This is a genomic window from Kitasatospora sp. NPDC048194, from assembly GCF_043202455.1.
In the GTDB taxonomy this organism is placed as follows: Bacteria; Actinomycetota; Actinomycetes; order Streptomycetales; family Streptomycetaceae; genus Kitasatospora.
In genome coordinates, this window is record NZ_JBIDAK010000024.1 from 58,955 (window position 1) to 85,143 (window position 26,189).

The following is a 26,189-nucleotide window of genomic DNA, read 5'->3' on the forward strand; positions in this document are numbered from 1 at the left end:
CTTCTTCCTTTTGGGTCAGGCCGGGCTGACGGCGGTGGTGAAGTGGGCTCCGGGGTGGACGGGCGGCAGCAGCAGAACGGCCTGGCCGTCAGCATCCGACCAACTGCCGGGCACCGGAGTTCGGCTGCGGCTGGTGGCGTCATGCCGGTAGTCACCCCAGATAGTCCGCTCCCGCCCCGGGGCAACAGCGGTCGGCAGCCGCAGCAGCGTGCCCTGGGCCTTGGGGAAGGCGGGGACCACGGCGCCGCGCTGCTCCCCCTCGACCGGGGTGAGGACGGTGTGGTCGAGGCAGACTCCGACGAGGTCCTGGCTTCGGCCCAGCCGCAGCGGCCACACCGGCCGCCGCAACCGGCCGCGCCACACGTCGGCGTCGTCCAGCAGCCAGATGCGCATAGTGGCGTCGGCGAGGAACTCCCGGGTACGCGGGACCGGGGTGGTGGCCTTCCCAGTGGCTTCCAGCGGGTGGTAGGTCTCCAGGTCGATCCCGGTGCCGGCGGCGTGGAAGGCCATGGCGAACCGCAGGCCGACGTCGACCTCGTCCCAGCCGCCGGCCGCCGCCGCGAGTATCCCGGCGACGGTGGACGGCGGCGGACAGGGATGAGTGACCTGCACACCGGCATACAGGTGGTTGCGGAAGGAGACCACCGGCGCGGTCAGCGTCACCCGCAGCGCCATGACCGGGGAAGCCGTCATGCCGCGGGGTCCTCGAACCAGCCGTCGTACTCGCCCGCACCGATCCGGTCGGCCAGGCCGTTGAGGATCACCCGGGGGTGCCCGAAGACCACCGCGCTGCTGTCGACGAGGTCGGCGAGGTCCTTGACCGCCCGCTCGCGCTGGTCACCGAGGAACCCGGGGGCCCAGCCGACCAGCACCGGGCCGTCCAGTTCGTCGCGCCACGCCTCGATCTCCTCGCGCAGCACATCGGCCTGGAAGACGGGCCGGCCGTCGTCGGCGCCGACGATCCGGGTGAACGGGTTCACCCCGCCCTTGACCGAGGCGAGCAGCACCAGCGCCGGGGCGCGGTCACCGTAGTGGAGGGCCTGCTTCGCGCCGCCGCGCACGGCGGCGAGCGTGCGCAGCACGGTGTCCACCCGCCGTCGGCGCTCCGCCAGCGGCAGCTTGACCGCGCCGGTGCCGCGCAGCGTCGTCTTCTCGGCACCCGCCTTGACGGCCTCCTCGGCGGAGGCCGGGCTCAGCGCGGTGCGCAGGCCGGTGCCGTCCGTCTCGAAGACACCGACCCGGGGGAGGTCCAGGAGCACGTCCCCGGCCAGGACGGCGCTGTAGAGCTCGTGGGAGTGGATCACCGGGTGCTCGCCGGCGGGGAAGTCCCGGCTCATGGTGCCGAAGTCGCTGGTCGGGCGCTGGGGGACGACGGAGACGAACGTGCCGGTCGCCAGCACCGTCTCGCGACCGTAGCTCTCCTTCTTCACCGCGACCATGTACCCGAACAGGTCGTCGTCCAGGTGCAGATCGGGGCGGCCCGCGGTGTACGCCTGCTGCTTCGCGCCGGAACCGCTGCGGGTCACCGGCGAACGGGACTCCTGCACGGGCAGGCTGTCGCGCAGCCAGCGGCGGAACGCCTGCGCCGACACGTACGGGTAGACGTCGCGGCCCACCCGCAACTGCTTGACCTTGCCGTTGTTGTCCTCCGCCAGTCCGTTGTTCGGGGCTCCCGCCACCACATCCAGAACGATCTTGCCGACCAGGTACGTCACTGCTGCTCATCCTCCGTGTCGAACGTCAGGGCTTCGAGGTCGCGGGGATCGAGATCCTCCTCGCCCTCCTCCTCCGGCTGCTCGGGCTTCCAGCCGAGCGAGTTCAGTTCCTGCAGCACACCGACCAGGAGCATGTCCCGGTGAAACCAGGCCGGGTTCTGCGAGACCGGGCTGAACAGCAGCTCGAAGCCCCGCTCGGTCACCAAAGGTCCGGCTGCTCCCGTGGGCGGCTTGACGGTCCACTGCACGCCTTGGGAGGTCAGCCACGCGCGCAGCTTCGACGGGTCGCGCAGCAGAGTGCGGAAGCTCCGCAGTTGGCCGCCGGTGGTGGCGGTGTTCAGCAGCACGGCCACGTTGCGGGCGGTCCTGGCGATCTCGGCCAGGTCTTTCTCGGTCATCAGCATTACCTCGGTCGCAAAGGAGTTGAGCAGCACGGCCAGCGCCTCGGCCCGGGACCGGTCACGCCCGGTGCGGGTCAGGTCGGCGAGCAACTGGCCGTGGCCGGCGGCCACGATCCGGCTGGGCGAGCGGAAAACGTTGCGGGCCAAGGCCACGAGCCCGGGCGTCGACGCACTGGCATGGGCGCGAACCAGCTCCGCGAAACCGGCACGCCGATCACCCAGCCGCTGGGTGCGGCGCAGCCACTCGGCCAGCGGCTGCTCCAGCGCGTGGGTCTCCAGCTCCTGGCCGCGGTTGTTGTTGTTGAACACCACGAGGTCGACGGCAGCGCCCATCGGGCGGCGGTGGGTGCGCAGCGCGACAAGTGCGACGACCTCCTGCGCGCCGGTCTGCCGTTTGCTGCCGTCGCCGGTGGCGGCGAGCATCCGGTTGTGGTCGACCTGCTCGGCCACGGCGTGCTGGAGGAAGTCGTCGTCCCAGCTGTGCAGGGCGATGGACGGGCCGCCGGTCAGGCGCACCCCGTAGGGCAGCGCGTAGAAGCTGCACAGACACGGCCAGCACAGGGCCATCCCGTCGTGGCCTCGCGGGGTGGTGTTGCGGTACGACTGGCTCTCGGCGAGCGGCACGTCGCTCTTCCCGTAGTACCCGACCGCCTGCCGTGAGCACAGCGAGCACACCGTGGGCGGCCAGTGGGACGGCAGGGGCAGGGTCCGCCACTGCTTCACCCGCTCCGTGATCTCGGCATCGGTGCGCTTGCCGTTGCTGGGGTGGTTCATCGCGGTGTTGGGGAAGAAGGAGTAGCTGACCTTCAACCAGAAGCCGTCCGGCGCTTTACTGTCGCGTCCGAGCGCTGCACTCAGCGCGTCCCGGGCCATCTGCGACAGCGCCGCCTCGAACTCGGCCTCGGTGGTCTCCTTCGGAGAGCCGTCGCCGGCCAGGGCGGCGAGCGCGAACGCCCCCACCCGCTGCAAGGGGTGCGCGGTCAGCACCAGTCGGCCCTGGCCGAGGTCACCGCGAACCGGCGCGCTCATGCCGCCACCCAGCCGAACCCGGCCGAGTTCGCCTGGCCCAGGCCCCAGCTCCACAAGGCCCGCAGCGTCTCCGGCGCTCCGGACAGCTCCACCTCGACGGCGGCCCCCGGCTTGGCGCCCTGCCCCACCGCGAACGACCTCTTCGGACCCATCCAGGACACCGACTCCAGGCTGACCCCGGCGTCCAGGCCCAAGGTCTCGGCCTTTCGCCGCAGGTTCCCCTGGAAGTAGCCCGCCCACTCCAACTCAGTCGGCAGCACCCACGCCTGACGCGGCCCGCGCACCCCATCCGGGCTGTAGCCGGAGCCCTTCATCACCACCGGAGTTGACGTCCGCAGCACCGCCCGGCCATCGGCGAACTCCGGCGGCTCCACCAGGCCGAGGCCCGTCAGGCGCAGGGCGACCCCGCCCCAGTCCAACAACTCGCGCTCCGCGAACCCCGCCGCCAGCGCCTCCACGATGGCCGGCACCGGACTGCCGAACTCGACCACCCCCCGCCCGCCCGCCGCATACCGCCCCGGCCGCCGACGCGCGGACGAGAACACCGGCGCACCATGCCCGAACGGTGCCATCCCGTGGGGCCCCTCACCGTGCTCGTGCAACCGGCGCCCAAGCTCCGGAGCCACCCGCCCCAGCACGTCGTAGACCAACCCCCGACCAGGGGCAAGCACGCTGCCCCACGGCACCTCCTCCGCCGCCGTCACCACGGCCAGCCGCACCCTCATCCCGCACTCCAACGCTCAAACGGCATGACAAACCAGCAAGCTGACGAACCACCAGCCGCACAGTCCAGGACCCTAAACTGCACCACTGACAGCCGTCACAAGATTGCGCACAGTCACCCACGACCCCGGGCAGCACTCGATGCCCTACCGTTGAACAAGCCCACCCAGACCAACGCTAAGCTGCGCACCACGGCGCCATGACGTGGCCAACAGCATCACCGGACTCCTACTGCAGGACCTGACTCACTGACCAGTCACATCCGGCGTCTGACCTGCAGCTTTACCATCGGTCCTCATCGCCCCCGGGGAGGGGTAGCAACCAGACGATCTCCCGGACCTGCCAGCGGCGGCAGGCGGCCTCATCGCCCCGGGAAGGGGTAGTAACAAGTCCACGCCCACAGCGTGCGAGGCGGGGGAGTCGGGTCTCATCGCCCCTGGGGGGGTAGCAACGCGTGTTCCTGGATGTCGAGCATCAGCGGGTACGGCGCTTCATCGCCCCTGGGAGGGGTGGCAACTGGTGCACCGCACCGGCCGCGACGCCGAAGCGGACCGCCTCATCGCCCCTGGGAGGGGCTGCAATGTGGTGGCGGGCACCTGACGTTTCTCCAGCGCGCTGGTCCTCATCGCCCCGCAGGGGTAGCAAGGTGATGCCGTGGATGTGGGTGGCGTGGATCGGCACCGACTCATCACCCTTCAGGGGGTAGCAACTACTCGCGGTCCTGGAAGACTGGTACCAGGCGGATCGTCTTTGCCTTCTGGAAAGACAGCAACAAGCAACTACTCGTCTCCCCTCGGAGGGGCAGCAACTCCTCCCCGCAGTAGCAGGCGTCGCAGGCGGTGCACGGCTCATTACCCCTCGGAGGGGTATCAACGTCTCTTCGATCTCCCGACCTGGGTCCTCGGCGGAGGCTTGTCGCCCCTCGGAGGGGTAGCAATACCATGCCGGGACCAGCCCGAAAGGCCCGCCACATCGGCTCACCCCCTTGGGAGGGGTAGCAACAGCGTGGCCTGCTGCATCAGCTGCAGCAGTGCCTTGGTCTCATCGCCCCTGGGAGGGGTTGCAACGTCTCCACCTGCAGCCACAGCCTCGACAGCGCGCCTGCCTCACCGCCCCTGAGAGGGGTGGCAACAGGGGCACATAGGCGTCGAGGGCGTCCTTGACGTCCAGTCTCATCTCCCCTGGGTGGGGTAGCAACACGTGGGCGCCGCCGACGGTCAGGTAGCGGGCCAGGGCCTCATCGCCCCTTGGAGGGGTAACAACTTGATGTAGCGCCCCGGGGACCAGTTGCTGACGAACGCCTCATCGCCCTTGGGAGGGGTGGCAACAGATGGTCTCGGTGCCACGCGCTGGGGCCGGTATAGGCCTTATCGCCCCTGGGAGGGGTGGCAACGGGAGCAGCGCGATCCCGGACGTGGACCAGACATCGCCCCTGGGAGGGGCAGCAACAGAAGAAGGGTGACCGGTCCGGCGGACAGCCGCAGCTCTCATCGTCCCTGGGAGGGGTAGCAACATGGTGAGCGGGCCGAGGGTGCGGACGGCACTGCCGACTCCATCGCCCCTGGGAGAGATAGCGACTTGGAAGTGAACAGCGCGCGCAGATCGGCCACGTGATGCCTCATTGCCCTCCGGGGGAGGGGTAGCAACGTGAGGTACTCACACAGACCTTAGAGCCTGAAGGTGGCCTCATCGCCCCTGGGAGGGGTAACAACGGGTACTCGGCCATGCTCCATACGCGGCCGAGGTGCGGCCTCATTGCCCCTGGGAGGGGCCGCAACTGACACACCAGCACGAGGCCCGCGGGGTGGAAGAGCTCCTCATCGTCCCTGGGAGGGGTGGCAACTTGAAGATCACCACGCCGTAGGTGTCCTTGAGTACGGTCTCATCGGCCCTGGGAGGGGTAGCAATTCCCATACGTCGTAGTGCACGGGAGTGCCCGGCGTAGGCTCATCGCCCCTGGGAGGGGTAACAACCTGGCGACGATGGCGAGGCGGTATGCCTCCGGGTCAGCCTCATTGCCCCTGGGAGGGGTAGCAACTCGGGAGTGTAGTAGTACTGGTCATCGAGCAGATCACGTCTCATCACCCCCCGGAGAGGTGGCAATTGGGCGGCTTCGATCTTCGGAGCAGCGACGATAATGCCCTCATCGCCCCTAGGAGGGGTAGCAACCCGACCTACGTCCGCAAGGGCGTCGCCGGGGAGGCCGCCTCATCGTCCCTGGGAGGGGTAGCAACATGGAGGCGTCCACCTCTTCTGGCGTATTGCCGGAAGTCTCATCGTCCCTGGGAGGGGTTGCAACGTCTCCACCTGCAACCACAGCCTCGACCGCGCGCCGGCCTCATCGCCCCTAGGAGGGGTAGCAACACCCGGGAGACCATCTGGCGGCAGACGCCCACACGCGCCTCATCCCCCCCCCGGGAGGGGCACCAACTCCATGGAGTACAGGGCGGGTGCGGTGCCCATCGCCAGACCGTCTCATCACCCCTGGAGGGGTAGTAACCCGAGCACGCAGGACGGAATGGCGGCCGCGAGCGCGACTCATCACCTCTGGGAGGGGTAGCAACGAGCGTACCCATGTCCAGCGACCTGCGTGCGGTGTGGCCTCATCGCCCCTGGGAGGGGTAACAACCCGACCATCCACTCCACTCGCCCGCAGGCATCCAGCGCCTCATTGCCCCTGGAAGGGGTAGCAACTCGTAGTCGGCGCCGGTCCAGGTGCGGCCAGCGGATTCCTCATCGCCCCTGGGAGGGGCAGCGACTGGCCGTAGATGTTGATGCAGATCTGGGGGCCCGACGTCTCATCATCCCTGGGCGGGGTAGCAACAGGAGAAGGGTGACTGGTCCGGCGGACAGCCGCAGCTCTCTTCGCCCCTGGGAGGGGTAGCAACGGGGTGGAACAGGTGATCAGACAGGTACGGGTTCCGGCCTTACCGCCCCTGGGAGGGGTAGCAACCCGATGATGCCGGACTTGCCGAGCAAGCCGATCGCGGTGGGCCTCATCGCCCCCTTGGATGGGTAGCAACGCGATCAGGCGGCGGTAGTGATCCGCAATCGCCTGGTGTCCCATCGCCCCCTCGGAGGGGGTAGCAACCTGATCGGCGGCGTCCAGTAGACGCGGGAAAGGACCGGTCTCATCGCCCCTGGGAGGGGTAGCAACCCGAGGAAGGTGACGACGCAGATGGCCTGGTCGTGGGTCTCATCGCCCCTGGGAGGGGTAGCAACGTGCGGTGCCACCAGTCGACGCTGGTGTACATGCCCACGTCTCATCGCCCCTGGGAGGGGTAACAACTTGGAACTGAACAGCGCGCGCAGATCGGCCACGTGATGCCTCATCGCCCCCGGGAGGGGTAGCAACGCGAGGATCGTCCTGATCTGGAAGATCGTCGATGCGGTCTCATCGCTTCTGGGAGGGGTAGCAACACGTCCCCGGTTGTCGGGCCGTCGAACATGCCGCGCGCCTCACCGCTCTTGGGAGGGGTAACAACTCGCGGGCGCCGTTGTCAGACCCGGCTGATAAGCAGGCATCATCGACCCTGGGAGGGGTAGCAGCGACAGGATGCGGGCCGCCTCGGCGCCCTGGTCCCGGGCCTCATCGCCCCTGCGAGGGGTAGCAACTCCATGGGGTACAGGGCGGGTGCGGTGCCCATCACCAGACCGTCTCATCGCCCTTGGGAGGGGTAGCAACAGGACGCCGGCGTCACGGCGGCCGATGATCAGGGCCGCCTCATCGCCCCTGAAAGGGGTAGCAACCGGACGGCGAGATAGGAGCCCCCGAGGCCGCTCGCCGCCTCATCGCCCTTGGGAGGGGTAGCAACACCTGCTGGCCGGCAGCGAACGCCGTCTGGTAGGGCGCCTCATCGCCCCCCCTAGGAGGGGTCGCAACCCTGGAGTGACGGGGAGTGGCACACCAAGGCCGGGGGCCTCATCCCCCTGGGAGGGGAGGGGTAGCAACAGGTAGGCGTCACCGACCAGCATCAGGTCCGTCACCGCCTCATCGCCCCTGGGAGGGGTAGCAACGCGATCTGCTGGCGACTGCCGGGCAGGGGGTGGGACGCCTTATCGTCCCTGGGAGGGATGGCAACATGAAGCTGCGGATCTCCACCAGCGTCGGTTCCTCACGCCTTATCGCCCTTGGGAGGGGTGGCAACAGGTGGTCTCGGTGCCACACGCTGGGGCCGGTGTAGGCATTATCGCCCCTGAGGGGTAGCAGCGCGGTGGACACGGAGGTCCACCAGAACCTGGCCCTGGCCTTATCGCCCCTAGGAGGGGTAGCAACGCGAGTTTGCAGAACGCCAGCACCCTAGGCGCAGCATGTCTCACCGCCCTGGGAGGGGGGTAGGAATGCGGGGTCCGTCACGATGTCGGTCTCCTCTTCCAGCGTCTCATCGTCCCTGGGAGGGGTAGCAACATGCGAGCGGAGACTCTGGAACTCGCCGAGGCATGCCTCATCGCCCCCATGAGGGGTAGCAACTACGCGTCCAGGCCGTACAGCATCGCGAGAGCCTCGGCCTCATCGCCCCTGGGAGGGGTAGCAACTCGATCCCGTCTCCGCCGATGTAGTGGCCGATCAGCCCGGTCTTATCACCCCTGCGAGGGGTAGCAACCTGGTCAGCAGCACCAGGTGACCGGCCAGGATCTCGCCTCATCACCCCTGCGAGGGGTAGCAACAGGATGACCTGGGTGTGCGCAGCGAGGGTGTGGCCGACCTCATCGCCCCTGCGAGGGGTAGCAACTTGGAGCCGTCCGCGTGCAGGGCGGCGTAGGACCAGCGCCTCATCGCCCCCGGGAGGGGCAACAACGGGAACTCAGCCGGGGCGAAGGGATGGATGTTGTCGAGCATCATCGCCCCTGGGAAAGCCGCCTGAGTTGCCGGCGAACGAACTGCTGAGCTTGGAACAGCCACCACCAGCGAGCCCAACGCGGCCCGTTGCGCAGCTCCGTGTAGCGGACTACCGCGTCTTCTGAGGTGGTACGGACCCAGAGCGGGCGACCCACGATGATCCGTTGGGCCCCTTGCAAGTCGTCGGTGAGGTTCCAACGGGACTCGGTGAGCACGACGTCGGTGTAGACCTCGGCCATGAGTTCACACGCCTCCGCGTGGAGGATGGTACGGCCGCGGGTCTCCGGACGTCCTGGTTCCGAGTCGGGCAACCGACCTTCTTCGAGGGCGATCCTCAGCACCTCGACGGAGAGGGCCTCAGGGTCGTCCCACTGCGAGGTGTTGACCTGGCCCCGGGTCTCCAGTAGTTCCTGCACTGCGTAGTACGCCGAGGAATACCAGCCGCCGGTGAAGCTGTCGAGCGGCCCGCTGCCATACAGGTTGTCCATGCTGCCGAAAAGGCAGAGGTCGATCCGATGGCCGGCGCGGTTGGTGGTTTGGAGGTGGACGAGAAGTCCGTCGTTCTTGGCGTAGTGGATCATCTTCGAGAGGTTCACCCGGCCGACAGTCCAGACCCACGGGGCCTTCGGCGGTTGGTCCAGGGCTTCGGTCGCCTTCGAGCCCATGGCCTCCTTGATCCGCTCAGCCTCCTCCAGTCGGTTGCGGGTCTTCCTCTCGCTGCTGCTGAAGGCCCCCTGCACCTGGGCTGATACCGGGAGGTGTGAAACGGTCGCGCTGACGTTGGCCTGGAATCGTGAGTTCCTCCCCAGGTCCACGCCGTTGTCCTCCGCGAGCGACTGAACGGCTCGGTCGGACCAGTAGAGGAACCTGCCCGAGATCCTGGCCTTGCCCAAGGTGTTCCTGCCTTTCCGGTCCGCGGCGTGGCCTGCTCTGGTTACCGGCGAGTCGGTCCTGAACGGGCATGCTGGTCGGCCGCGCAATGCGGGCAGTCAAGATACACGGAATCCCCGGTCGATCGTGCCCCGCGCCTCCTCAATCTCGGGCACCGTTCGGGCAGTTCGAGCTGGAGGTTGGATTCAATGGGCGACTATGGTCGCCCGGATCGCTGGGAACTTGAGACGAGGAACCGGAACTGGTAGTCAGGAAGGGCCCACGGTGCCGCCCGGCACCTTTCGCGCGTCCGGACGGCGCCCGAGGTCGACTTAGCTTGCCGGACGCTTCCGCCCGAAGCCGGAGTTCCGAAACGCATGGATCGAGCACCCGGCGTACTGCCGTGCGGCCCGAGTCGCCACCTCTCGGGACATGGGTTTTCCTCCTTCGGTGAAGATTGCACCCGCCACACGGTTGCCGATGGCCTCGCGGAGAAGGACCGAGGCACTTTCCGGGATGAGCATCTCCGGAGCCCAGTCTTCGAAGCGCCGGCGGCGTTCAACGTGGTGTCGGTCGCGTCCCGGACGTCGAGGGAAGGGAAGTCCGCAAGGTTGAACTTGACCTCCGTGAGCAGCGCCCACAAGGCACAGTGAGCGACAGGAGTGGTCGCGTCCGAGAGCAGTTCGTCGAGCCGCTCATGGGTGATGGTGTCGATGTGCATGGTCAGCTCCTTCGTTACGTTCCGTGATAGCTAGAGTGGGTCTGGGGATGCTGCCAACCGCAGGTCCGCAGCGAGGTCCAGCCCTGTTCGGCGCCCGCGCGGGAGCGGTGGACCTGCGATACTTGCGCAGCGGCCGAACAGCCGAGCAGTGGGGCAGTTGGCGGCGGCCAGCAGGCGGGCCGACTACCTCGCAGCACGGAATCGGCACACATGAGGCCGAGAAACGTGGTGAGGTTGGGAGAGTCACCGAGAGTGAATCTCGCAGGTCAGGTGGCCTGCCAGTCGCGTTTGTGCAGGTCAGAGGCTTGCCCGGGGAAAACTTACAAAGCAGATGTCGGCGGTTCGAAACCGTCCGCGCCCACCCACACGAAGGGCCAGTTCGGGGGCAGGATCCCCCCGAACTGGCCCTTGATCGTTTCGGGGGCCGAGTCGGCTCCAGGGCGCGGGCTGAGCGGTGGCCCCCTCGCCGGACCGCGGGGCCGCGGCGCCGTCGGTGGCGGGGTGGGGGTGGGCGGGTGAGGATCGGGGGACCGGAGGCATCCCCGGGAGAGGTGGGCGGATGGTGGAGCGGCTGGGGGCGGTCGCGTACTATCCGGCGCGGCTGAACTGGCTGCGGGCGGCGGTGCTGGGTGCCAATGACGGGGTGGTGTCCACGGCCGGGATCGTGACGGGGGTGGCGGGCGCGGCCGGTTCGCGCACCGCGCTGCTCGTGGCCGGGGTGGCCGGGGTGGCCGGGCTGTTGGCGGGGCGATGTCGATGGCGGTGGGCGAGGACGTGTCGGTGAGCACCCAACGGGACATCGAGCAGGCGGAGTTGGCGTAGGAGCGGCGCGAGCCGGCGGAGGATCCGGAGGGGGAGTTCGACGAGCTGACCGACTGCTACCGGGACAGCGGGCTGGCGGATGGCCTGGCCCGGGACGTGGCGGCGGCGTTGACCGAGCGGGATGCGTCGGGGGCCCATGCGCAGACCGAACTCGTTACCGGTCCGGCGGCGTTGACCAGTCCCTGGCAGGCGGCGCTGGCCAGCGCGGCGGCGTTCACGCTGGGCGCGTTGGTGCCGCTGCTGGCGGTGATGCTGCCGCCGGAGTCATGGCGGCTGGGGGTGACGGCGGCGGCGGTGGTGCTCGCGCTGACGCTGTCCGGGTGGACCAGCGCCCGGCTGGGTGGGGCCCGCCCGGGGCCGGCGGTGGCGCGCAACGTCGCGGGCGGGTTGCCGGCGACGGCGGTGACGTACAGCGGGGGCGTGCTGCTGGACGACGTCACGGGGTGAGATCCGCCGGCGAGCGCGGACTTCCGAGCAGGGCCGCGCCCGGTCTCCGCTCGACAGGCGAGCGCACCCGCCCTGTGTTTGTGTGGCTGCAAACCGTTTGGGAGAGGTGAACCGTCGTGACCATGCCCCCGTTCGGATCGAACGATCCGTTCTCCGACCTGCTCAGCCGGTTCTTCGGAATGAGTCCGATGGCCTCTCCGCCCGCCGTGCAGCGGGTCCCGATCGGGCGGCTGCTCAGTGAGTCCTCCCAGGAGCTGCTGGCGCTGGCCGCGCAACGTGCGGCCGAGGACGGGAGCAGCGACCTCGACACCGCGCACCTGGCCTGGGCGGCCACCCGGGTGGAGCCCTCGCGCCGGATGCTGCAGCGCGCGGGCATCGATCCCGACGAGCTGTCGCGGGACCTGGAGGCGGGGCTGCCGTCCGGCGACGCGGCGACGTCGGAAGGGCGCCCGGCGCTCACTCCCTCGGCCAAGCGGGCCCTGCTGTCCGCGCACGCCCGCTCGCAGGAGGCCGGCGCCTCGTACATCGGTCCGGAGCACATCCTGGGCGCGCTGCTGGAGCAGGAGCGCTCGGGCGCGGGGACGGCGTTGCGCAACGCGGCGCAGTCGCCGGAGGCGCTGAGGTCGGTGCTGGAGGGGCGCGGCCCGGCCGGGGAGCGCGGCGGCTCGGGCGCGCGCCCGAGTGAGACGCCGACGCTGGACGAGTACGGGCGGGACCTCACCGAGGAGGCCCGCTCGGGCCGGCTGGATCCGGTGGTCGGGCGGGCCGAGGAGATCGAGCAGACCGTCGAGATCCTCTCCCGGCGGACCAAGAACAATCCGGTGCTGATCGGTGAACCGGGTGTCGGCAAGACCGCGATCGTCGAGGGGCTGGCCCAGCGGATCGTCTCCGGGGACGTGCCGCAGAGCCTCCGCGACAAGCGGGTGGTCGCGCTGGACCTGACCGCGCTGGTGGCCGGGTCCAAGTACCGGGGCGAGTTCGAGGAGCGGCTGAAGAACGTCATCGACGAGGTCACGGCGGCCGAGAAGAGCGTGATCCTGTTCCTGGACGAGTTGCACACCGTGGTCGGCGCGGGCGGTGGCGGCGAGGGCTCGATGGACGCCGGCAACATCCTCAAACCGGCCCTGGCGAGAGGCGAGTTGAGCGTGGTCGGCGCGACCACGCTGGACGAGTACCGCAAGCACGTGGAGAAGGACGCCGCGCTGGAGCGCCGGTTCCAGCCGGTGCTGGTGCCCGAGCCGAGCGTCGAGGAGACGATCGAGATCCTGCGGGGGCTGCGCGACGCGTACGAGGCGCACCACCAGGTGCGGTTCAGCGACGAGGCGCTGGACGCGGCGGCGACGCTCTCAGACCGCTACGTCAGCGACCGCTTCCTGCCGGACAAGGCGATCGACCTGCTGGACCAGGCCGGGGCGCGGGTGCGGTTGCGCAGTCTCAGCGGTTCCACGGAGGCCACGTCGGTGCAGGACCGGATCACCAAGCTCAAGCGGGAGCTGGACGAGGCCGTCGCGGACGAGGAGTTCGTGCGGGCCGCCAACCTGAAGACCGAACTGCGGCAGACCGAGGAGGAGTTGGCGGCCATCGCCGAGTCCCGCGAGGAGGTCGTCGACGTGACGGCCGACGACATCGCCCAGGTGCTGTCCTCCCGGACGGGCATTCCGGTCGCCGAACTGAACGCGACCGAGAAGGAGCGGCTGCTCAAGCTCGAGCAGCACCTGCACCAGAAGGTGATCGGCCAGGACGAGGCGGTCACCGCCGTCGCCCAGGCGGTGCGCCGCGGCCGGGCCGGAATGGGTGATCCGGAGCGGCCGACCGGCTCCTTCCTCTTCCTCGGACCGACCGGCGTCGGCAAGACCGAGCTGGCGAAGGCGCTGGCGGAGCTGCTGTTCGGTGATCCGGACCGGATGATCCGCTTCGACATGAGCGAGTTCCAGGAGAAGCACACCGTCTCCCGCCTGGTCGGCTCCCCGCCCGGGTACGTCGGCTACGAGGAGGCGGGGCAGCTGACCGAGGCGGTGCGCCGCAAGCCGTACAGCGTGCTGCTCTTCGACGAGGTGGAGAAGGCCCACCCGGACGTCTTCAACCTGCTGCTCCAGGTGCTGGACGACGGTCGGCTGACCGACGCCCAGGGGCGTACGGTCGACTTCCGCAACACCGTGGTGATCATGACCAGCAACATCGGCTCGCAGCGGATCCTGGACCACTCCGGGAACGTCGACGAGATCCGGGACGACCTGATGCGGGACCTGCGCGGGCAGTTCCGGCCGGAGTTCCTCAACCGGATCGACGAGGTGATCGTCTTCCACGCGCTCACCCGGAAGGACCTGGTGTCGGTCGTCGACCTGCTGCTGGAGCGCTCCCGGCGCCGGCTGCGGGCGCAGGACGTGCAGCTGGAGGTCACCGAGGCGGCCAAGGAGTTCCTGGTCAACCGCGGGTACCAGCCGGAGTTCGGGGCCCGGCCGCTGCGCCGGACGATCCAGTCGGAGCTGGACAACCGGATCTCCAACCTCCTGCTGGAGGGCACCGTGCAGGAGGGGGACACGCTGATCGCGGACGTGAGCGACGGGGAGTTGGTGGTGTCGCTGGCGCGGCCGGAGGCGTCCGCGGGCTTCGAGGGGGCGGGGGAGGGCACCGGGGCCGCGGTCGGGAGTGCGTCCGGGGCGCCGTCCGGGTCCGCGTCCGGGGCGGCGGTCACCGAGAGCTGAGCCGGTGAGGGTGTCGGCGGCCTCGCGGGTGGCTGAGGGTTCGGGCGTACTCCAGCGGGAGTATGCCCGAACGCCATTGGTGGAGGACGTGCGGGGGCGGGGCGCTGGTCTAGCGTTCCGGGCATGATGCCGCCCATGTCCCAGCCGCCGAAGCGGGAGCCCGAGCCCGAGCGGGCGACGGAGCCCGAGCCCGAGCCCGAGCGGGAGCCGGAGCCCGAGCGGGAGCTCGAGCAGGAGCGAGAACGGGAGCCCGGGTCGGAGCCGGTGCCCGAGCCGCCCCCGGGACACCCGCCGCCCCCGGGACACCCGCCGCCCCCGGGAGACCCGCCTCCCCCGGGACCCCCGCCGACCCCGGCGCAGCCGCCGCCCCCGGGCCGGCCGCCCGGGCCGTGGCGTCCGCCGTGGGCGCGCGCGGCCGGGGCGAGCCTGCCGGTTGGGCTGGCGGCGGCGGTCGCGGTGGTGCAGGTGGTCGGATCGACCTTCGCCGCGCACGACGCCAGGGGCCGGGCGCCGCTGGACGCCTTCGGCTACCTGCTGCTGCTGGCCGGGCCAGCCCTGCTGGTGCTCCGCGGACGCCGTCCGGTCGCGGTGGTGGCCGGCACCTCGGTGGTCACGGCCGCCTACCTGGCCGCCGGGTACCCGTACGGGCCGGTCTTCGTCAGCTGGCTGATCGCGTGCTGCGCGGCGATCGGAGGCGGCCACCGCCGGGCGGCCTGGCTCGGCCTGGGCGGGGTCTACCTGGCGCACGTCCTGACCACCTTCGCCGTGCCCGCCGGCTGGCAGCGCGCCAGCCCGCCGTCCGGGAACGTCTGGCTGCCCGAACTCGGGCTGCTCGCCTGGCTGTTGCTGGTGATGGCGATCGCCGAGATCGTCCGCTTCCGGCGCGAGCGGATCGCCGCCCACCGGGCCTACCGGCAGCAGCTGGAGCAGCGCCGGGCCAACGAGGAACGCCTCAAGATGGCGCGGGAGTTGCACGACATCCTCGCCCACAGCCTGTCGCTGATCAACATCCAGGCCGGGGTCGCGCTGGCGCTGCTCGACCGGCGGCCGGAGGAGGCCCGCACCGCGCTGGTCACCATCAAGTCGACCAGCAAGGAGGCGCTCGGCGAGGTCCGGCAGGTGCTCGCCACACTGCGCGGGCCGGGGGCGGCGCCGCGCGGTCCCGCGCCGGGGCTGGCCCGGCTGGACGAGCTCACCGAGCAGGCCGACCGGGTGGGCCTGGCGGCCGAGGTGCACGAGTACGGCGAGCGCCGCCCGCTGTCCGCCGCCGTCGACCTCACCGCCTTCCGGATCGTCCAGGAGGCGCTGACCAACGTGGTCCGGCACTCGGTGGCCCGCGAGGCGGTCGTGGTGCTGGACTGGCGGGACCCGGCCGTGCTGGTCGTCCGGGTCGAGGACCCGGGGCCCGCGGTGGTCGGCGACGCCGGCGGTTCCGGCAGCGGGCTGGCCGGCATGCGGGAACGCGCGGGTGCGTTCGGTGGCACCATCGCCGCGGGGCCGCTGCCCGGCGGCGGTTTCCGGGTCCGGGCGGAGCTGCCGACACCGAAGGCGGGGAGTGAGTGATTCGGGTACTGCTGGCGGATGACCAACTGCTGGTCCGGGCGGGCTTCCGGGCCCTGCTGGACCTGCAGGACGACCTCACCGTGGTCGGTGAGGCGGACGACGGAGAGGCGGCCGTGCGGCTCGCCCGCGAACTGGTGCCGGACGTCGTGCTGATGGACGTCCGGATGCCGAGGATGGACGGGCTGGAGGCGACCAGGCGGATCGCCGGGGACCCTGCGCTGTCCTCCGTACGGGTGGTCGTGCTGACCACCTTCGAGCTGGACGAGTACGTCTTCGAGGCGTTGCGCTCGGGTGCGGCGGGCTTCCTGGTCAAGGACACCGAGCCGGCCGACCTGCTGCGGGCGGTCCGGGTCGCGGTGGCGGGGGACGCGTTGCTCTCGCCGGGGGTGACCAGGCGGCTGATCGGGGAGTTCGCGGCCCGGTCGAAGGGGCCCGAGGAGGCGCCGGAGGGGCTGTCGGACATCTCGATGCTGACCGAGCGGGAGCGCGAGGTGCTGGCGCTGGTCGGGATGGGGCTGTCCAACGAGGAGATCGCCCGGCGGCTGGTGGTCAGCCCGCTGACGGCGAAGACGCACGTCAGCCGGGCGATGGTGAAGCTCGGGGCGCGGGACCGGGCGCAGCTGGTGGTACTGGCCTACGAGTCGGGGCTGGTGCGGCCGGGCTGGCTGGGCTGACGGGCCGGTCGGCGGCTACTTCCGTACTCCCGGCCCGGCGTGTCGCGGGGCGTCCGTACTCTCCGGGGAGTACCCCAACTGCCGCTGCCGGTAGGACGCGTGATGAGACTCCTCGGCGGGATGCTCAAGGCACCTCGGGAACGAACCCGAGGTCCTGAAGGCCCACCACCGAGGAGTTGAAGCGCGATGTACACGCAGCTCGCAGACTGGCACGGTCCCGGTCCGTGGATCCTGCTCGTTCCCCTGGTCTGGATCGCCGTCGTGATCCTGGTGATCGCCCTGCTGCGGCGGACGGTCTGGCGGCGCCGCGGCTGCGGCTACGGCGTCGGGCCCGGATCCGTCGCGGAGCACCCGCTCGCCGTCCTCGGCCGCCGCTACGCCGAGGGCGACATCGACGCGGAGGAGTACCGCGCCAAGCGGGCCGTGCTGACGGAACCGACCAGGGACGCACCCGGGGGCGGGGGTGGGACATGACCACCCTCGACCTCGCCCCGGGCACCGGCGTCCGCGCCGCGGACGCCGGGAAGGCCGACGGCGTCGGCGGCCTCGAGGTCCGGGCCGTGGAGCGCGGTGCCCGCCGTGGCCGCCGGCTACCGGCCGGCGGCCGGTCCGGTCCGGGCTTGCAGGGGCACCTCGCGCAGCAGCGGGTCCGGGAGCCCCCGCTTGCGCCACTCGCGCGGGTAGCCGAGCGAGACCTCCTCGAACGGGACGCCGTCGTAGCTGGTCTTGCGCGGGATGTGCAGGTGGCCGTAGATCATCGCGGCCGTGTTGAAGCGGCGGTGCCAGTCGGCGGTCAGCTCGGTGCCGCACCACTGGGCGAACTCCGGGTACCAGAGCACCTCGGTGGGGTGGCGGACCGTCGGATAGTGGTTCACCAGGACGAGGGGAACGTCCGGATCGCAGGCGGCGAGCCGCTGTTCGGTCAGCCGGACCCGCTCGCGGCACCAGGAGTCCAGGTCCGGGAACGGGTCCGGGTGGAGCATCCGCTCGTCGGCGCAGACGACACCGCTCTCGTAGGCGGCCGCCAGGGACTCCTCCTTGGTGGTCGTGCCTGGGGCGCGGAAGGTGTAGTCGTACAGGAGGAACATCGGGGCGATCCGGACCGGGCCGCCGGCACCCTGCCAGAGCGGGTACGGGTCCTCGGGGGTCACGACGCCGAGGCCGCGGCACAGCTCCACCAGGTGCTCGTAGCGGGCCACACCGCGAAGCTGGACCGGGTCCTGGGGGTGGGTCCACAGCTCGTGGTTGCCGGGCGCCCAGATGACCCGGGCGAATCGCTCGGCGAGCAGGCCGAGCGCCCACTCGATGCTCGTGGTGAGTTCGGCGATGTCTCCGGCGACGATCAGCCAGTCGTCGGGGTGGCCGGGCTGGAGCTTCTTCACCAGGTCGCGGTTCTCCTGGTAGGTGATGTGCAGATCGCTCACTGCGAGCAGCCGCCCGGCCGCCCCGGTGGGCTCCGGCTGCGCGTCGCTGTGGAACTCGGTAGTCACTCCTGCCCCCTGTGGTCACCCGGCCGATGTGGCCACCCTACGTGGCGGGCGCGGACCATGGGCCGGGTTGGCGTGATCACCCGTCCGAGGCCGAGGTCGAAATCCGGATCGACGTCCCGGTCGACGTCCGGGTCGACGTCCGGGTCGACGTCCGGGTCGACGTCGAGGTCGACGTCGAGGCACGGGTGTCGCGTTCGGATCGGGCAGCCAGCCGGAACGCCGCTCAGGAGCTGATGTCGATGAGCACACCGTGGGAGGTGGCGGTGGTCACGGCGAGGATGACCAGCGACGTGATGCCGAGGGCCAGGCCGAGGAAGGCGCGGCCGCGGCGGCTGGTGCCCCGGATCAGCGCCAGCGTGGCGAGGGTGATGGCGATCGGGCCGAGGACGATGTTGAACAGCAGCAGGCTCGGGAGGCCGAGGAGGAAGGAGGCGACGGCCAGACTGTCAGCCTCGGCCGTGCCCTGACGGCCGGTGGCCGCGCGGCTGGCGCCCGTTCGGCTGGAGTCCCTTCGGCTGCTGCCCGTGCGGCTGGTGCTGGTGTCGCGGTCGGCGCTTGGGCGGTCGGCGGCGGCCGGGCCGGTGGTGCCCGTGGTGGTGCGGTGGCTGATGGCGCGTTCGGTGAAGGTGCTCATGGCGGTGGTGATCCTCTCGACGGGAGCGGACGGATCGTCTGGGTCGAGCGGCTGCCGGGGCTGCTCGGGTCGAGCGGGCGCGCCGGTTCGGTCAGCTCGGCCGAAGCCCGGTGGCTGCCGCTCAGCGGTGCCGGAGGCGGGAGATGCCCTCGCGGGCGCCGAAGCCGAGCAGCCAGGCGCTGATCGCGGCGGCGGCGGCGAGGAAGACCGGGAGGGGCAGGTGGGCGGCGGTACCGATCAGGACGCCCATGGCGACCAGGGCGGAGAACAGGATCACGACTGACTCCTTCAGCTGCGGGTGCGGCTGTGCCGGCTTCGGTTGACAAGTGTTCACTGACTTCGAGTCCCACTGTACGCCGACTGGCCAAGTTCGGCAAACGACTGTTTACTGAATGGCGTGAGTCACACCGTAGGGGCCAGGCAGGCCCAGAAGCAGCAGAGTCGGCGGGCCTTGCTGGACGCGGGGTTGCACCTGCTCGCCGACCAGAACCTGGCGAGTCTGGGCGTCCGCGAGGTCACCCGGGAGGCCGGACTGTCCCCGGCCGCCTTCTACCGGCACTTCCCGGACCTCGCGGCCCTCGGCGTCGCGCTGGTCGAGGAGTCGCTGGCCAGCCTCCACGTCATGATCCGCTCGGTCCTCGCCGAGGCCGGTGGTGCCGAGGAGCTGATCGACCGGGCCGTGGAGGTGATCCAGCAGCACGTCCGCGAGCACCGGCCGCATGTGCGGTTCCTGGCGCGCGAGCGCCACGGCGGCGTGCGTCAGGTGCGTGAGGCGATCGACGCCGAACTGGGCCGGTTCGCCGCCGAGGTGGGGTCGGCGCTGGCGCTCCAGCCGGTCTCGCGGGGATGGAGCGAGCAGGACCTGCGCATGCTCGCCGAGTTGTACGTGGATCACATGGTGTCGACCGCCTCCGCCCTGCTGGAGGCCCAGGAGGTGGGTCCCGAACGGGAGCGGCGGATCGCCGACACGGCCCGCCTGCAGTTGCGCCTGATCAGCCTGGGGCGGCGTCACTGGCAAGGGATCTGAGCGGCCGACGGGTGTGGCGGCCCTGGCGGGACTGGCCGGGGGCCGGGTAGTGCTCTGCGGCCGGGGGCCGGGTAGTGCTCTGCGGCCGGGGCGTTCCCTTTGTCTGGTCTTGACTCTTGACAGCAAGTCATGTCCGCGACAGCTTTGGTGGACCCCCACATCGAGAGGTCTCTCATGAAGAAGCCGCTCATCGGCATGCTCGCCACGCTCCTGGTCGCCGGGGCCACCGCCCTCGCCGGTGCCTTACCGGCGCAGGCCGCCGGCGCCGCCCAGGCCCCCGACACCGTCCAGTCCGCCGCCGACACCGTCCAGGCCGCGGCGGCAGACACCGCCAAGGCCGCCCCTCCGGTCGCCGTCAACTTCGCCGGAACGGTCGCGCTCAGCAACTGCTCCGGGTCCCTGGTGCGGATGCCGGGTTCGGCGGCGACCGACCCGGCACTGGTGCTCTCCAACGGCCACTGCCTGGAGTCGGGCATGCCCGGCCCCGGTGAGGTCGTCCTCAACCAGCCCTCCAGTCGGACCTTCACCCTGCTCAGCTCCACCGGCGCGCGCCTCGCCACCCTGCGCGCGAGCAAGGTGGTGTACGGCGCCATGACCGACACCGACGTGTCGATCTACCAGCTGAACACCAGCTACTCATCGATCAAGTCGCGCTACGGGATCTCCCCGCTGACCATCGCCGACACCCACCCCACCCAGGGCGCGGACATCCGGGTCGTCTCCGGGTACTGGAAGAAGATCTACTCCTGCTCGATCGACGGCTTCGCCTACCGCCTGCACGAGGCCGACTGGACCTTCAAGGACTCGGTCCGCTACACCTCGGGCTGCAACGTGATCGGCGGCACCTCCGGCTCGCCGGTGGTTGACACCGCGACCGGACTGCTGGTCGCCGTGAACAACACGATCAACGAGAACGGCGAGTCCTGCACCCTCGACAACCCTTGTGAGGTCGACCAGAGCGGCGCGGTGACGGTCCACCAGGGGATCGGCTACGCCCAGGAGACCTACGGCATCCCCGCCTGCTTCGCCTCCGGCAACCGCTTCGACCTCACCCTGCCGGGGTGCACCCTTCCCCGCCCGTGAGCCCGGAGTCCCTCGCACGCCCCGCCGAACGCCCGACCCGCCCGTAGCACCCACCGGCACCCTGCCGTGACGGGCAGCCGACCGGCCGACGGAACCGAGGCACCCCTGACCAGCACATCTCCCCGATGGGCCACCCGCGACCAGGCGGGTGGCCCATTCGGCCGTCCACGAGGCGACCGCCGCACCACCCGCACCGGAACTGCACCACCGCACCGGAGCCGCACCACCGCACCGGAACCGCACCACCCGCACCGGAACCGCACCACCCGCACCGGAACCGCACCACCCGCACCGGAACCGCACCACCGCACCCGAGCCGCACCACCCGTACCGAAGCCGCACCACCCGTACCCGGAACCGTGCCGATGAGGCCGGCTCCAGCACCGTTGACGTTGACGAGATGGAGAGTTGATGACTGCCAGGCTGAGAAGACTGCTGGTTTCCGTCCTGCTGATACCGATGTTCGCGATCGGCGGCCTGGCCACCCCGGCCTCCGCCGCCGCGCCGGACGCCGGGGCCGCGGGCGCCGCCCACGGCCGTAGCCCGGCCGACGACCCGAACGCCGACATCAAGGACCGTCTGGCGGCGATCCCCGGGGTGACCATCACCGAGGAGAAGCCGACCACCACCGGCCACCGCTACTTCCTGGCCACCTACACCCAGCCGATCGACCACTTCCGCCCCTGGCTGGGCACCTTCCAGCAGCGCTTCAGCGTGCTGCACCGCGGCTACGACCGCCCGACCGTCTTCTACACCAACGGCTACACGCTCGGCACCAGCCCGTCCCGGACCGAGCCCACCCGGCTGGTGGACGGCAACCAGGTCTCCATCGAGTACCGCTTCTTCACCCCGTCCCGCCCCGAGCCGGCCGACTGGACCAAGGCCGGCATCCGTCAGCAGGCCGCCGACTCCCACAAGCTGGTGACCGCGCTAAAGCGGATCTACCAGCAGGAGTGGCTCTCCACCGGCGCCAGCAAGGGCGGGATGTCCTCCACCTACTACCGCCGGTTCTACCCGGACGACGTGGCGGGCACGATCGCCTACGTCGCGCCGAACAACACCGACGTCAGCGACTACTCGGCCTACACCGAGTTCTTCCGCACCGTCGGCACCCCGGAGTGCCGCGCCAGGCTGAACGCCGCCCAGCGCGAGCTGCTGGTGCGCCGCGACCGCCTGGAGGCCCGCTACATCGCGGACAACAAGGCGGCCGGCTCCACCTTCGACACCCTGGGCACCCCGGACCGCGCCTACGAGGCCGGGGTGCTCGACGTGGTCTGGGCGTTCTGGCAGTACAGCCTGGAGTCGGACTGCGCGAAGGTGCCGGTCGCCGCAACCGCGACCGACGACGAGCTGTACGCGTGGTTCGACGCGCAGTCGGGCATCACGGGCAACAGCGACCAGTCGCTGGCGAAGTACACCGCGTACTACTACCAGGCCGCGACCGAGCTGGGTGCGCCGTTCTTCGACGTCTCGTACCTGAAGGACCAGCTGCACTACGACTACAAGGAGCTCTACTCGGCCCGCTCGTACGTGCCGAAGGAGATCCCGACCGTCTTCAACCCGTACGCGATGCCCGACATCGACCGCTGGGTGAAGCGCGAGGGCGAGCGGATCATGTTCGTCTACGGCGGCAACGACCCGTGGGGCGCCAAGCCGTTCCACCTGGGCCGGGGCAGTGACGACAGCTACGTCTACACCGTGCCCGGCGGCAACCACGGTTCCAACATCGGCAAGCTGCCGGCCGACCAGTCGGCGGAGGCGACCGCCAAGGTGCTGGAATGGGCCGGCCTGGGTGACCAGGACAACGCCGGGTCGCAGGCCAAGTCGCCGCGGCTGATCCCGTCCTTCGGCCCGCTCGACGTCGAGGGCCAGCGGCTGGAGCAGGAGCGCCGCCCGCTGTAGGCGCGAGTGACCGGCACCGGCGAAGCCGTACGCCACCAGCAGGCCGCCCCGACGGGGGCGGCCTGCTGCGTTCCATCCGGGAAGCGCGCGCGCTCCCCGAAGCAGTGAATCAGTGCTTCAATACTTCCATGGCCTACCGACGCACTCCAGCCGTACAAGCCCGCCTGGACGCCCAGCGGGAGACGGTCCTGCAGTCGGCGGTCGGCCTGCTCGCCGAACGCGGCTACGGCGGCTGCAGCATGGCCGCCGTCGCGGACCGCGCCGGAATCGCCACCGGCAGCCTCTACCAGCACTTCGCCAACAAGGCCGAACTCTCGGTGGAACTCTTCCGCCGGGTGGTGACCCGGGAGATCGAGGCGGTCAACGCCGCCGTTGCCCGCCGGGACACCCCGCAGCAGCGGATCGCCGCCGTGGTGGAGACCTTCGCAACCCGCGCCCTGCGCGCTCCCAGGTTGGCGTACGCGCTGCTGGTCGAGCCGGCCGACGCGGTGGTGGACGGCGAGCGACTGGTCTTCCGGCGGGCGTTCCGGGACGTGATCGCCACCGAGATCGCCGCCGCCGTCGCGGACGGCGAACTCCCGGAGCAGGACCCGGTGCTGACCGCAGCCGCCCTGGTCGGTGCGGTCGGCGAGGCCCTGGCGGGCCCGCTCGCCGCCGCGCCGAGCGGAACCGTGCCGCGCGGCACCGCACCGACCCCAGCCACAGAGCGCGGCCCCGCCGTCCCCAACCCCGACTCCGACCACGCCCACGATCACGACGTCACGGTGCACAGCGACAACGCCACGGTGGTCCCCGCCCTGGTCTCCTTCACCCTGCGTGCCCTGGGAGGACGCGATGACAGCGACGCATGAGGTCACCAACCAGGTGCCCCTGCCGTACGGACACGACACCGCTGCCGACCCGACCCTGCTCGCCGCCCTGGAGCGGGCCGGTGCCGGCTGGGCGGAGCCGGAGCTGCGCGAGCTCGGCCGGCTGGCCGGCTCCGAGCAGGCCGCCGAGTGGGGCCGGCTGGCGAACGAGAACCCGCCCGTGCTGCGCACCCACGACCGCTTCGGCCACCGGATCGACGAGGTCGAGTTCCACCCGTACTGGCACGAGCTGATGCGCACCGCCGTCTCGTACGGGCTGCACGCCGCACCCTGGCGGGACGACCGGCCCGGCGCCCACGCCGCCCGCGCCGCCAAGTTCTACGTCTGGGGCCAGGTCGAGGCCGGCCACACCTGCCCGATCTCGATGACCTACGCGGCGGTCCCCGCGTTGCGTCGGAACCCGGCCCTGGCCGCCGAGCTGGAGCCGCTGCTGGCCGCCACCGAGTACGACTTCGGGCTGCGCGAGCCGCGCACCAAGCGCGGACTGATCGCCGGCATGTCGATGACCGAGAAGCAGGGCGGCTCCGACGTCCGTACCAACATCACCACCGCGACCGCGAACGCCGACGGCACCTACCGGCTGACCGGCCACAAGTGGTTCACCTCGGCGCCGATGTCCGACCTCTTCCTGACCCTCGCCCAGGCGCCCGGCGGCCTCAGCTGCTTCGTGCTGCCGCGAGTCCTCCCGGACGGCAGCCGCAACCGGCTGCACCTGATGCGGCTCAAGGACAAGCTCGGCAACAAGTCCAACGCCTCCGCCGAGCTGGAGTACGACGGGGCCGTCGGCTGGCTGGTCGGCGAGGAGGGCCGGGGCGTGCCGACCATCATCGAGATGGTCAACATGACCCGCCTGGACTGCACCGTCGGCGCCGCCTCCGGCATGCGCTACGGCGCCACCCGGGCGGTCCACCACGCCCTGCACCGGCGGGCGTTCGGCAAGGCGCTGGTCGACCAGCCGCTGATGCGCAACGTGCTGGCCGACCTGGTGGTGGAGTCCGAGGCGGCCACCGCGGTCGCGATGCGGCTGGCCCAGGCCACCGACCTCGCCCTGGCCGGTGACGCAACCCAGGCGCTGGTACGGCGATTGGGCCTCGCGGTGGCCAAGTACTGGGTGTGCAAGCGCGGGCCGGCGCACGCGGCCGAGGCCCTGGAGTGCCTGGGCGGCAACGGCTACGTCGAGGAGTCCGGGATGCCCCGGCTCTACCGCGAGGCGCCGTTGGTGTCGATCTGGGAGGGGTCCGGCAACGTCGCCGCGCTGGACGCGCTGCGCGCCATGGCCAAGCGCCCGGAGACGGTCGAGGCCTTCCTCGGTGAACTCGACGCGGCCGCCGGCGCGGACCGCCGACTGGACGCCGCCGTCGGCGAACTGCGCAAGCAGCTCGCCGACTCGAGCGACCTCGAGTTCCGCACCCGGCGACTGGTCGAATCGATGGCCCTGACCTTCCAGGGGGCGCTGCTGGTCCGCCACGGCAGCCCGGCGGTGGCCGACGCGTTCTGCGCGACCCGCCTGGGCGGCGACCACGGGGCGGCCTTCGGCACCCTGCCCTCCGGTGCCGACACCGCCGCGATCATCGACCGCGCCCGCCCGGTGCCCGCGTGAGCGCCGACGACCCGAGCGCCCGGCGTTCCGCCGGCGACCCGAGCGCCCGGCATTCCGCCGGCGAAGAGGCGACGGTCGTGCGGGAGTTCTGGCAGACCCTGGGCGTGCCCGGCCTGATCGACGTGCACACCCACTTCATGCCGAAGAACGTCATGGACAAGGTGTGGGCGTACTTCGACGCGGCCGGCCCGCTGGTGAACCGGCCCTGGCCGATCACCTACCGCGAGGCCGAGGAGCAACGCGTCCTGCGGCTGCGGCAGTTCGGCGTCCGGGCGTTCACCTCGATGCTCTACCCGCACAAGCCCGGCATGGCGGTCTGGCTGAACGCGTGGGCCGCCGACTTCGCCGCCCGTACCCCCGACTGCCTGCACACCGCGACGTTCTTCCCCGAACCGGGGGCGGCCGGGTACGTGGCGCGGGCGATCGAGGACGGCGCCCGGGTGTTCAAGGCGCACCTCCAGGTCGGCGGCTACGACCCGACGGACGAGCGCCTGGACGGTGTCTGGGGGCTGCTCGCCGAGACCGGCACCCCGGTGGTCACCCACTGCGGCTCCGGACCGGTGCCGGGCAAGTTCACCGGGCCCGGCCCGATCGGCGAGGTGCTGGCCCGGCACCCGGGACTGGTCCTGGTCGTCGCGCACCTCGGCATGCCCGAGTACCGCGACTTCCTGGACCTGGCCGAGCGCCACCCGGACGTCAGGCTGGACACCACCATGGCGTTCACCGACTTCGCCGAGGCCGACGTCCCGTTCCCGCGCGACGAACTGCCGCGGTTGCGCGCGCTGCGGGAGCGCGTCCTGCTCGGCAGCGACTTCCCTAACATCCCCCACCGGTACGTCCACCAACTGGAGGCGCTGGCCGGCCTGGGGCTGGGGGAGGAGTGGCTGCGGGCGGTCTGCCACGACAACGCGGCGACCCTGTTCGACCTCGGCTGACCGCCCCGCCGCCGGCCGCGGGCTGAGCGCCTCCGCGCCACTCGACGGCCGGCTACCCAGGCCGCGGTCAGCCGCCCACGCCGCCGGTCGGCCGTTCTCAGCCCCAGCCCAAGCCCGCCACTCTCGCCCTTCGCCCCAG

Annotated in this window: 18 protein-coding genes and 1 pseudogene; 11 read left to right on the forward strand and 8 right to left on the reverse strand. The window is 70.9% G+C overall.

Annotated features, from left to right (window positions below; genetic code table 11):
- Positions 1-15: 15 nt before the first annotated feature.
- The 5 genes from cas5 to ACGF07_RS25790 all read right to left on the reverse strand — a co-directional run bounded on the left by cas5 (position 16) and on the right by ACGF07_RS25790 (position 9,601).
- Positions 16-693: a CRISPR-associated protein Cas5 gene (cas5, locus tag ACGF07_RS25770; RefSeq protein ID WP_392902416.1), complete on the reverse strand. Its 678-nt coding sequence runs from the start codon at positions 691-693 to the stop codon at positions 16-18.
- Complete coding sequence (gene cas7i / locus ACGF07_RS25775) at positions 690-1,715, reverse strand: type I-B CRISPR-associated protein Cas7/Cst2/DevR (RefSeq protein WP_392902418.1); 1,026 nt, start codon at positions 1,713-1,715, stop codon at positions 690-692. The genes cas5 and cas7i overlap by 4 nt, the downstream gene beginning before the upstream one ends.
- Positions 1,712-3,145: a hypothetical protein gene (locus ACGF07_RS25780; RefSeq protein WP_392902420.1), complete on the reverse strand. Its 1,434-nt coding sequence runs from the start codon at positions 3,143-3,145 to the stop codon at positions 1,712-1,714. The genes cas7i and ACGF07_RS25780 overlap by 4 nt, the downstream gene beginning before the upstream one ends.
- On the reverse strand, positions 3,142-3,690 hold the full coding sequence (locus ACGF07_RS25785; protein WP_392902422.1) for a CRISPR-associated endoribonuclease Cas6: 549 nt from the start codon (positions 3,688-3,690) through the stop codon (positions 3,142-3,144). The genes ACGF07_RS25780 and ACGF07_RS25785 overlap by 4 nt, the downstream gene beginning before the upstream one ends.
- 5,017 nt (positions 3,691-8,707) lie before the next feature.
- Positions 8,708-9,601, reverse strand: a complete 894-nt coding sequence (locus tag ACGF07_RS25790) for a hypothetical protein (protein WP_392902424.1) — start codon at positions 9,599-9,601, stop codon at positions 8,708-8,710.
- Positions 9,602-10,858: 1,257 nt separating this feature from the next.
- Here ACGF07_RS25790 and ACGF07_RS25795 point away from each other — a divergent pair.
- The 5 genes and pseudogenes from ACGF07_RS25795 (at position 10,859) to ACGF07_RS25815 (ending at position 16,984) form a co-directional block, all read left to right on the forward strand.
- Positions 10,859-11,568, forward strand: a pseudogene (locus tag ACGF07_RS25795) (VIT family protein).
- A gap of 116 nt (positions 11,569-11,684) precedes the next feature.
- Positions 11,685-14,273 carry an ATP-dependent Clp protease ATP-binding subunit gene (locus ACGF07_RS25800; RefSeq protein WP_392902426.1) on the forward strand — a complete coding sequence of 863 codons (2,589 nt, stop codon included), beginning with the start codon at positions 11,685-11,687 and terminating at the stop codon, positions 14,271-14,273.
- Positions 14,274-14,738: 465 nt separating this feature from the next.
- Positions 14,739-15,836, forward strand: coding sequence for a sensor histidine kinase (locus ACGF07_RS25805; RefSeq protein WP_392902428.1), 1,098 nt, complete (start codon positions 14,739-14,741; stop codon positions 15,834-15,836).
- A complete protein-coding gene (locus tag ACGF07_RS25810) occupies positions 15,833-16,510 on the forward strand; it encodes a response regulator transcription factor (RefSeq protein ID WP_350742355.1) in 678 nt (225 codons plus the stop codon). Before ACGF07_RS25805 ends, ACGF07_RS25810 begins: the two co-directional genes overlap by 4 nt.
- Positions 16,511-16,696: 186 nt before the next feature.
- Positions 16,697-16,984, forward strand: coding sequence for an SHOCT domain-containing protein (locus ACGF07_RS25815; RefSeq protein ID WP_350742357.1), 288 nt, complete (start codon positions 16,697-16,699; stop codon positions 16,982-16,984).
- Between the two features lie 116 nt (positions 16,985-17,100).
- Here the strand turns inward: ACGF07_RS25815 and ACGF07_RS25820 are convergent, their stop codons facing one another.
- The 3 genes from ACGF07_RS25820 to ACGF07_RS25830 all read right to left on the reverse strand — a co-directional run bounded on the left by ACGF07_RS25820 (position 17,101) and on the right by ACGF07_RS25830 (position 18,911).
- Positions 17,101-18,000 (reverse strand): metallophosphoesterase family protein, encoded by a 900-nt coding sequence (locus ACGF07_RS25820; RefSeq protein WP_392902430.1) that lies wholly within the window; start codon positions 17,998-18,000, stop codon positions 17,101-17,103.
- A 223-nt stretch (positions 18,001-18,223) separates the two neighbouring features.
- Positions 18,224-18,634, reverse strand: coding sequence for a hypothetical protein (locus ACGF07_RS25825; RefSeq protein WP_392902432.1), 411 nt, complete (start codon positions 18,632-18,634; stop codon positions 18,224-18,226).
- Between the two features lie 121 nt (positions 18,635-18,755).
- Entirely contained in the window at positions 18,756-18,911 is a 156-nt protein-coding gene (locus tag ACGF07_RS25830) for a hypothetical protein (RefSeq protein ID WP_350742363.1), read from the reverse strand.
- A gap of 120 nt (positions 18,912-19,031) precedes the next feature.
- On the opposite strand from ACGF07_RS25830, the gene ACGF07_RS25835 reads away from it, so the two are divergent.
- The 6 genes from ACGF07_RS25835 to ACGF07_RS25860 all read left to right on the forward strand — a co-directional run bounded on the left by ACGF07_RS25835 (position 19,032) and on the right by ACGF07_RS25860 (position 26,050).
- Entirely contained in the window at positions 19,032-19,661 is a 630-nt protein-coding gene (locus ACGF07_RS25835; protein ID WP_392902434.1) for a TetR family transcriptional regulator, read from the forward strand.
- 174 nt (positions 19,662-19,835) lie between these two features.
- Positions 19,836-20,744 carry a serine protease gene (locus ACGF07_RS25840; RefSeq protein WP_392902436.1) on the forward strand — a complete coding sequence of 303 codons (909 nt, stop codon included), beginning with the start codon at positions 19,836-19,838 and terminating at the stop codon, positions 20,742-20,744.
- Positions 20,745-21,155: 411 nt separating this feature from the next.
- Positions 21,156-22,646, forward strand: coding sequence for a S28 family serine protease (locus ACGF07_RS25845; RefSeq protein WP_392902439.1), 1,491 nt, complete (start codon positions 21,156-21,158; stop codon positions 22,644-22,646).
- 128 nt (positions 22,647-22,774) lie between these two features.
- A complete protein-coding gene (locus ACGF07_RS25850) occupies positions 22,775-23,497 on the forward strand; it encodes a TetR/AcrR family transcriptional regulator (RefSeq protein WP_392902441.1) in 723 nt (240 codons plus the stop codon).
- Positions 23,481-25,115 (forward strand): acyl-CoA dehydrogenase family protein, encoded by a 1,635-nt coding sequence (locus ACGF07_RS25855; RefSeq protein ID WP_392902443.1) that lies wholly within the window; start codon positions 23,481-23,483, stop codon positions 25,113-25,115. Before ACGF07_RS25850 ends, ACGF07_RS25855 begins: the two co-directional genes overlap by 17 nt.
- Before the next feature lie 77 nt (positions 25,116-25,192).
- Positions 25,193-26,050, forward strand: coding sequence for an amidohydrolase family protein (locus ACGF07_RS25860; protein ID WP_392902474.1), 858 nt, complete (start codon positions 25,193-25,195; stop codon positions 26,048-26,050).
- Positions 26,051-26,189 lie beyond the last annotated feature (139 nt).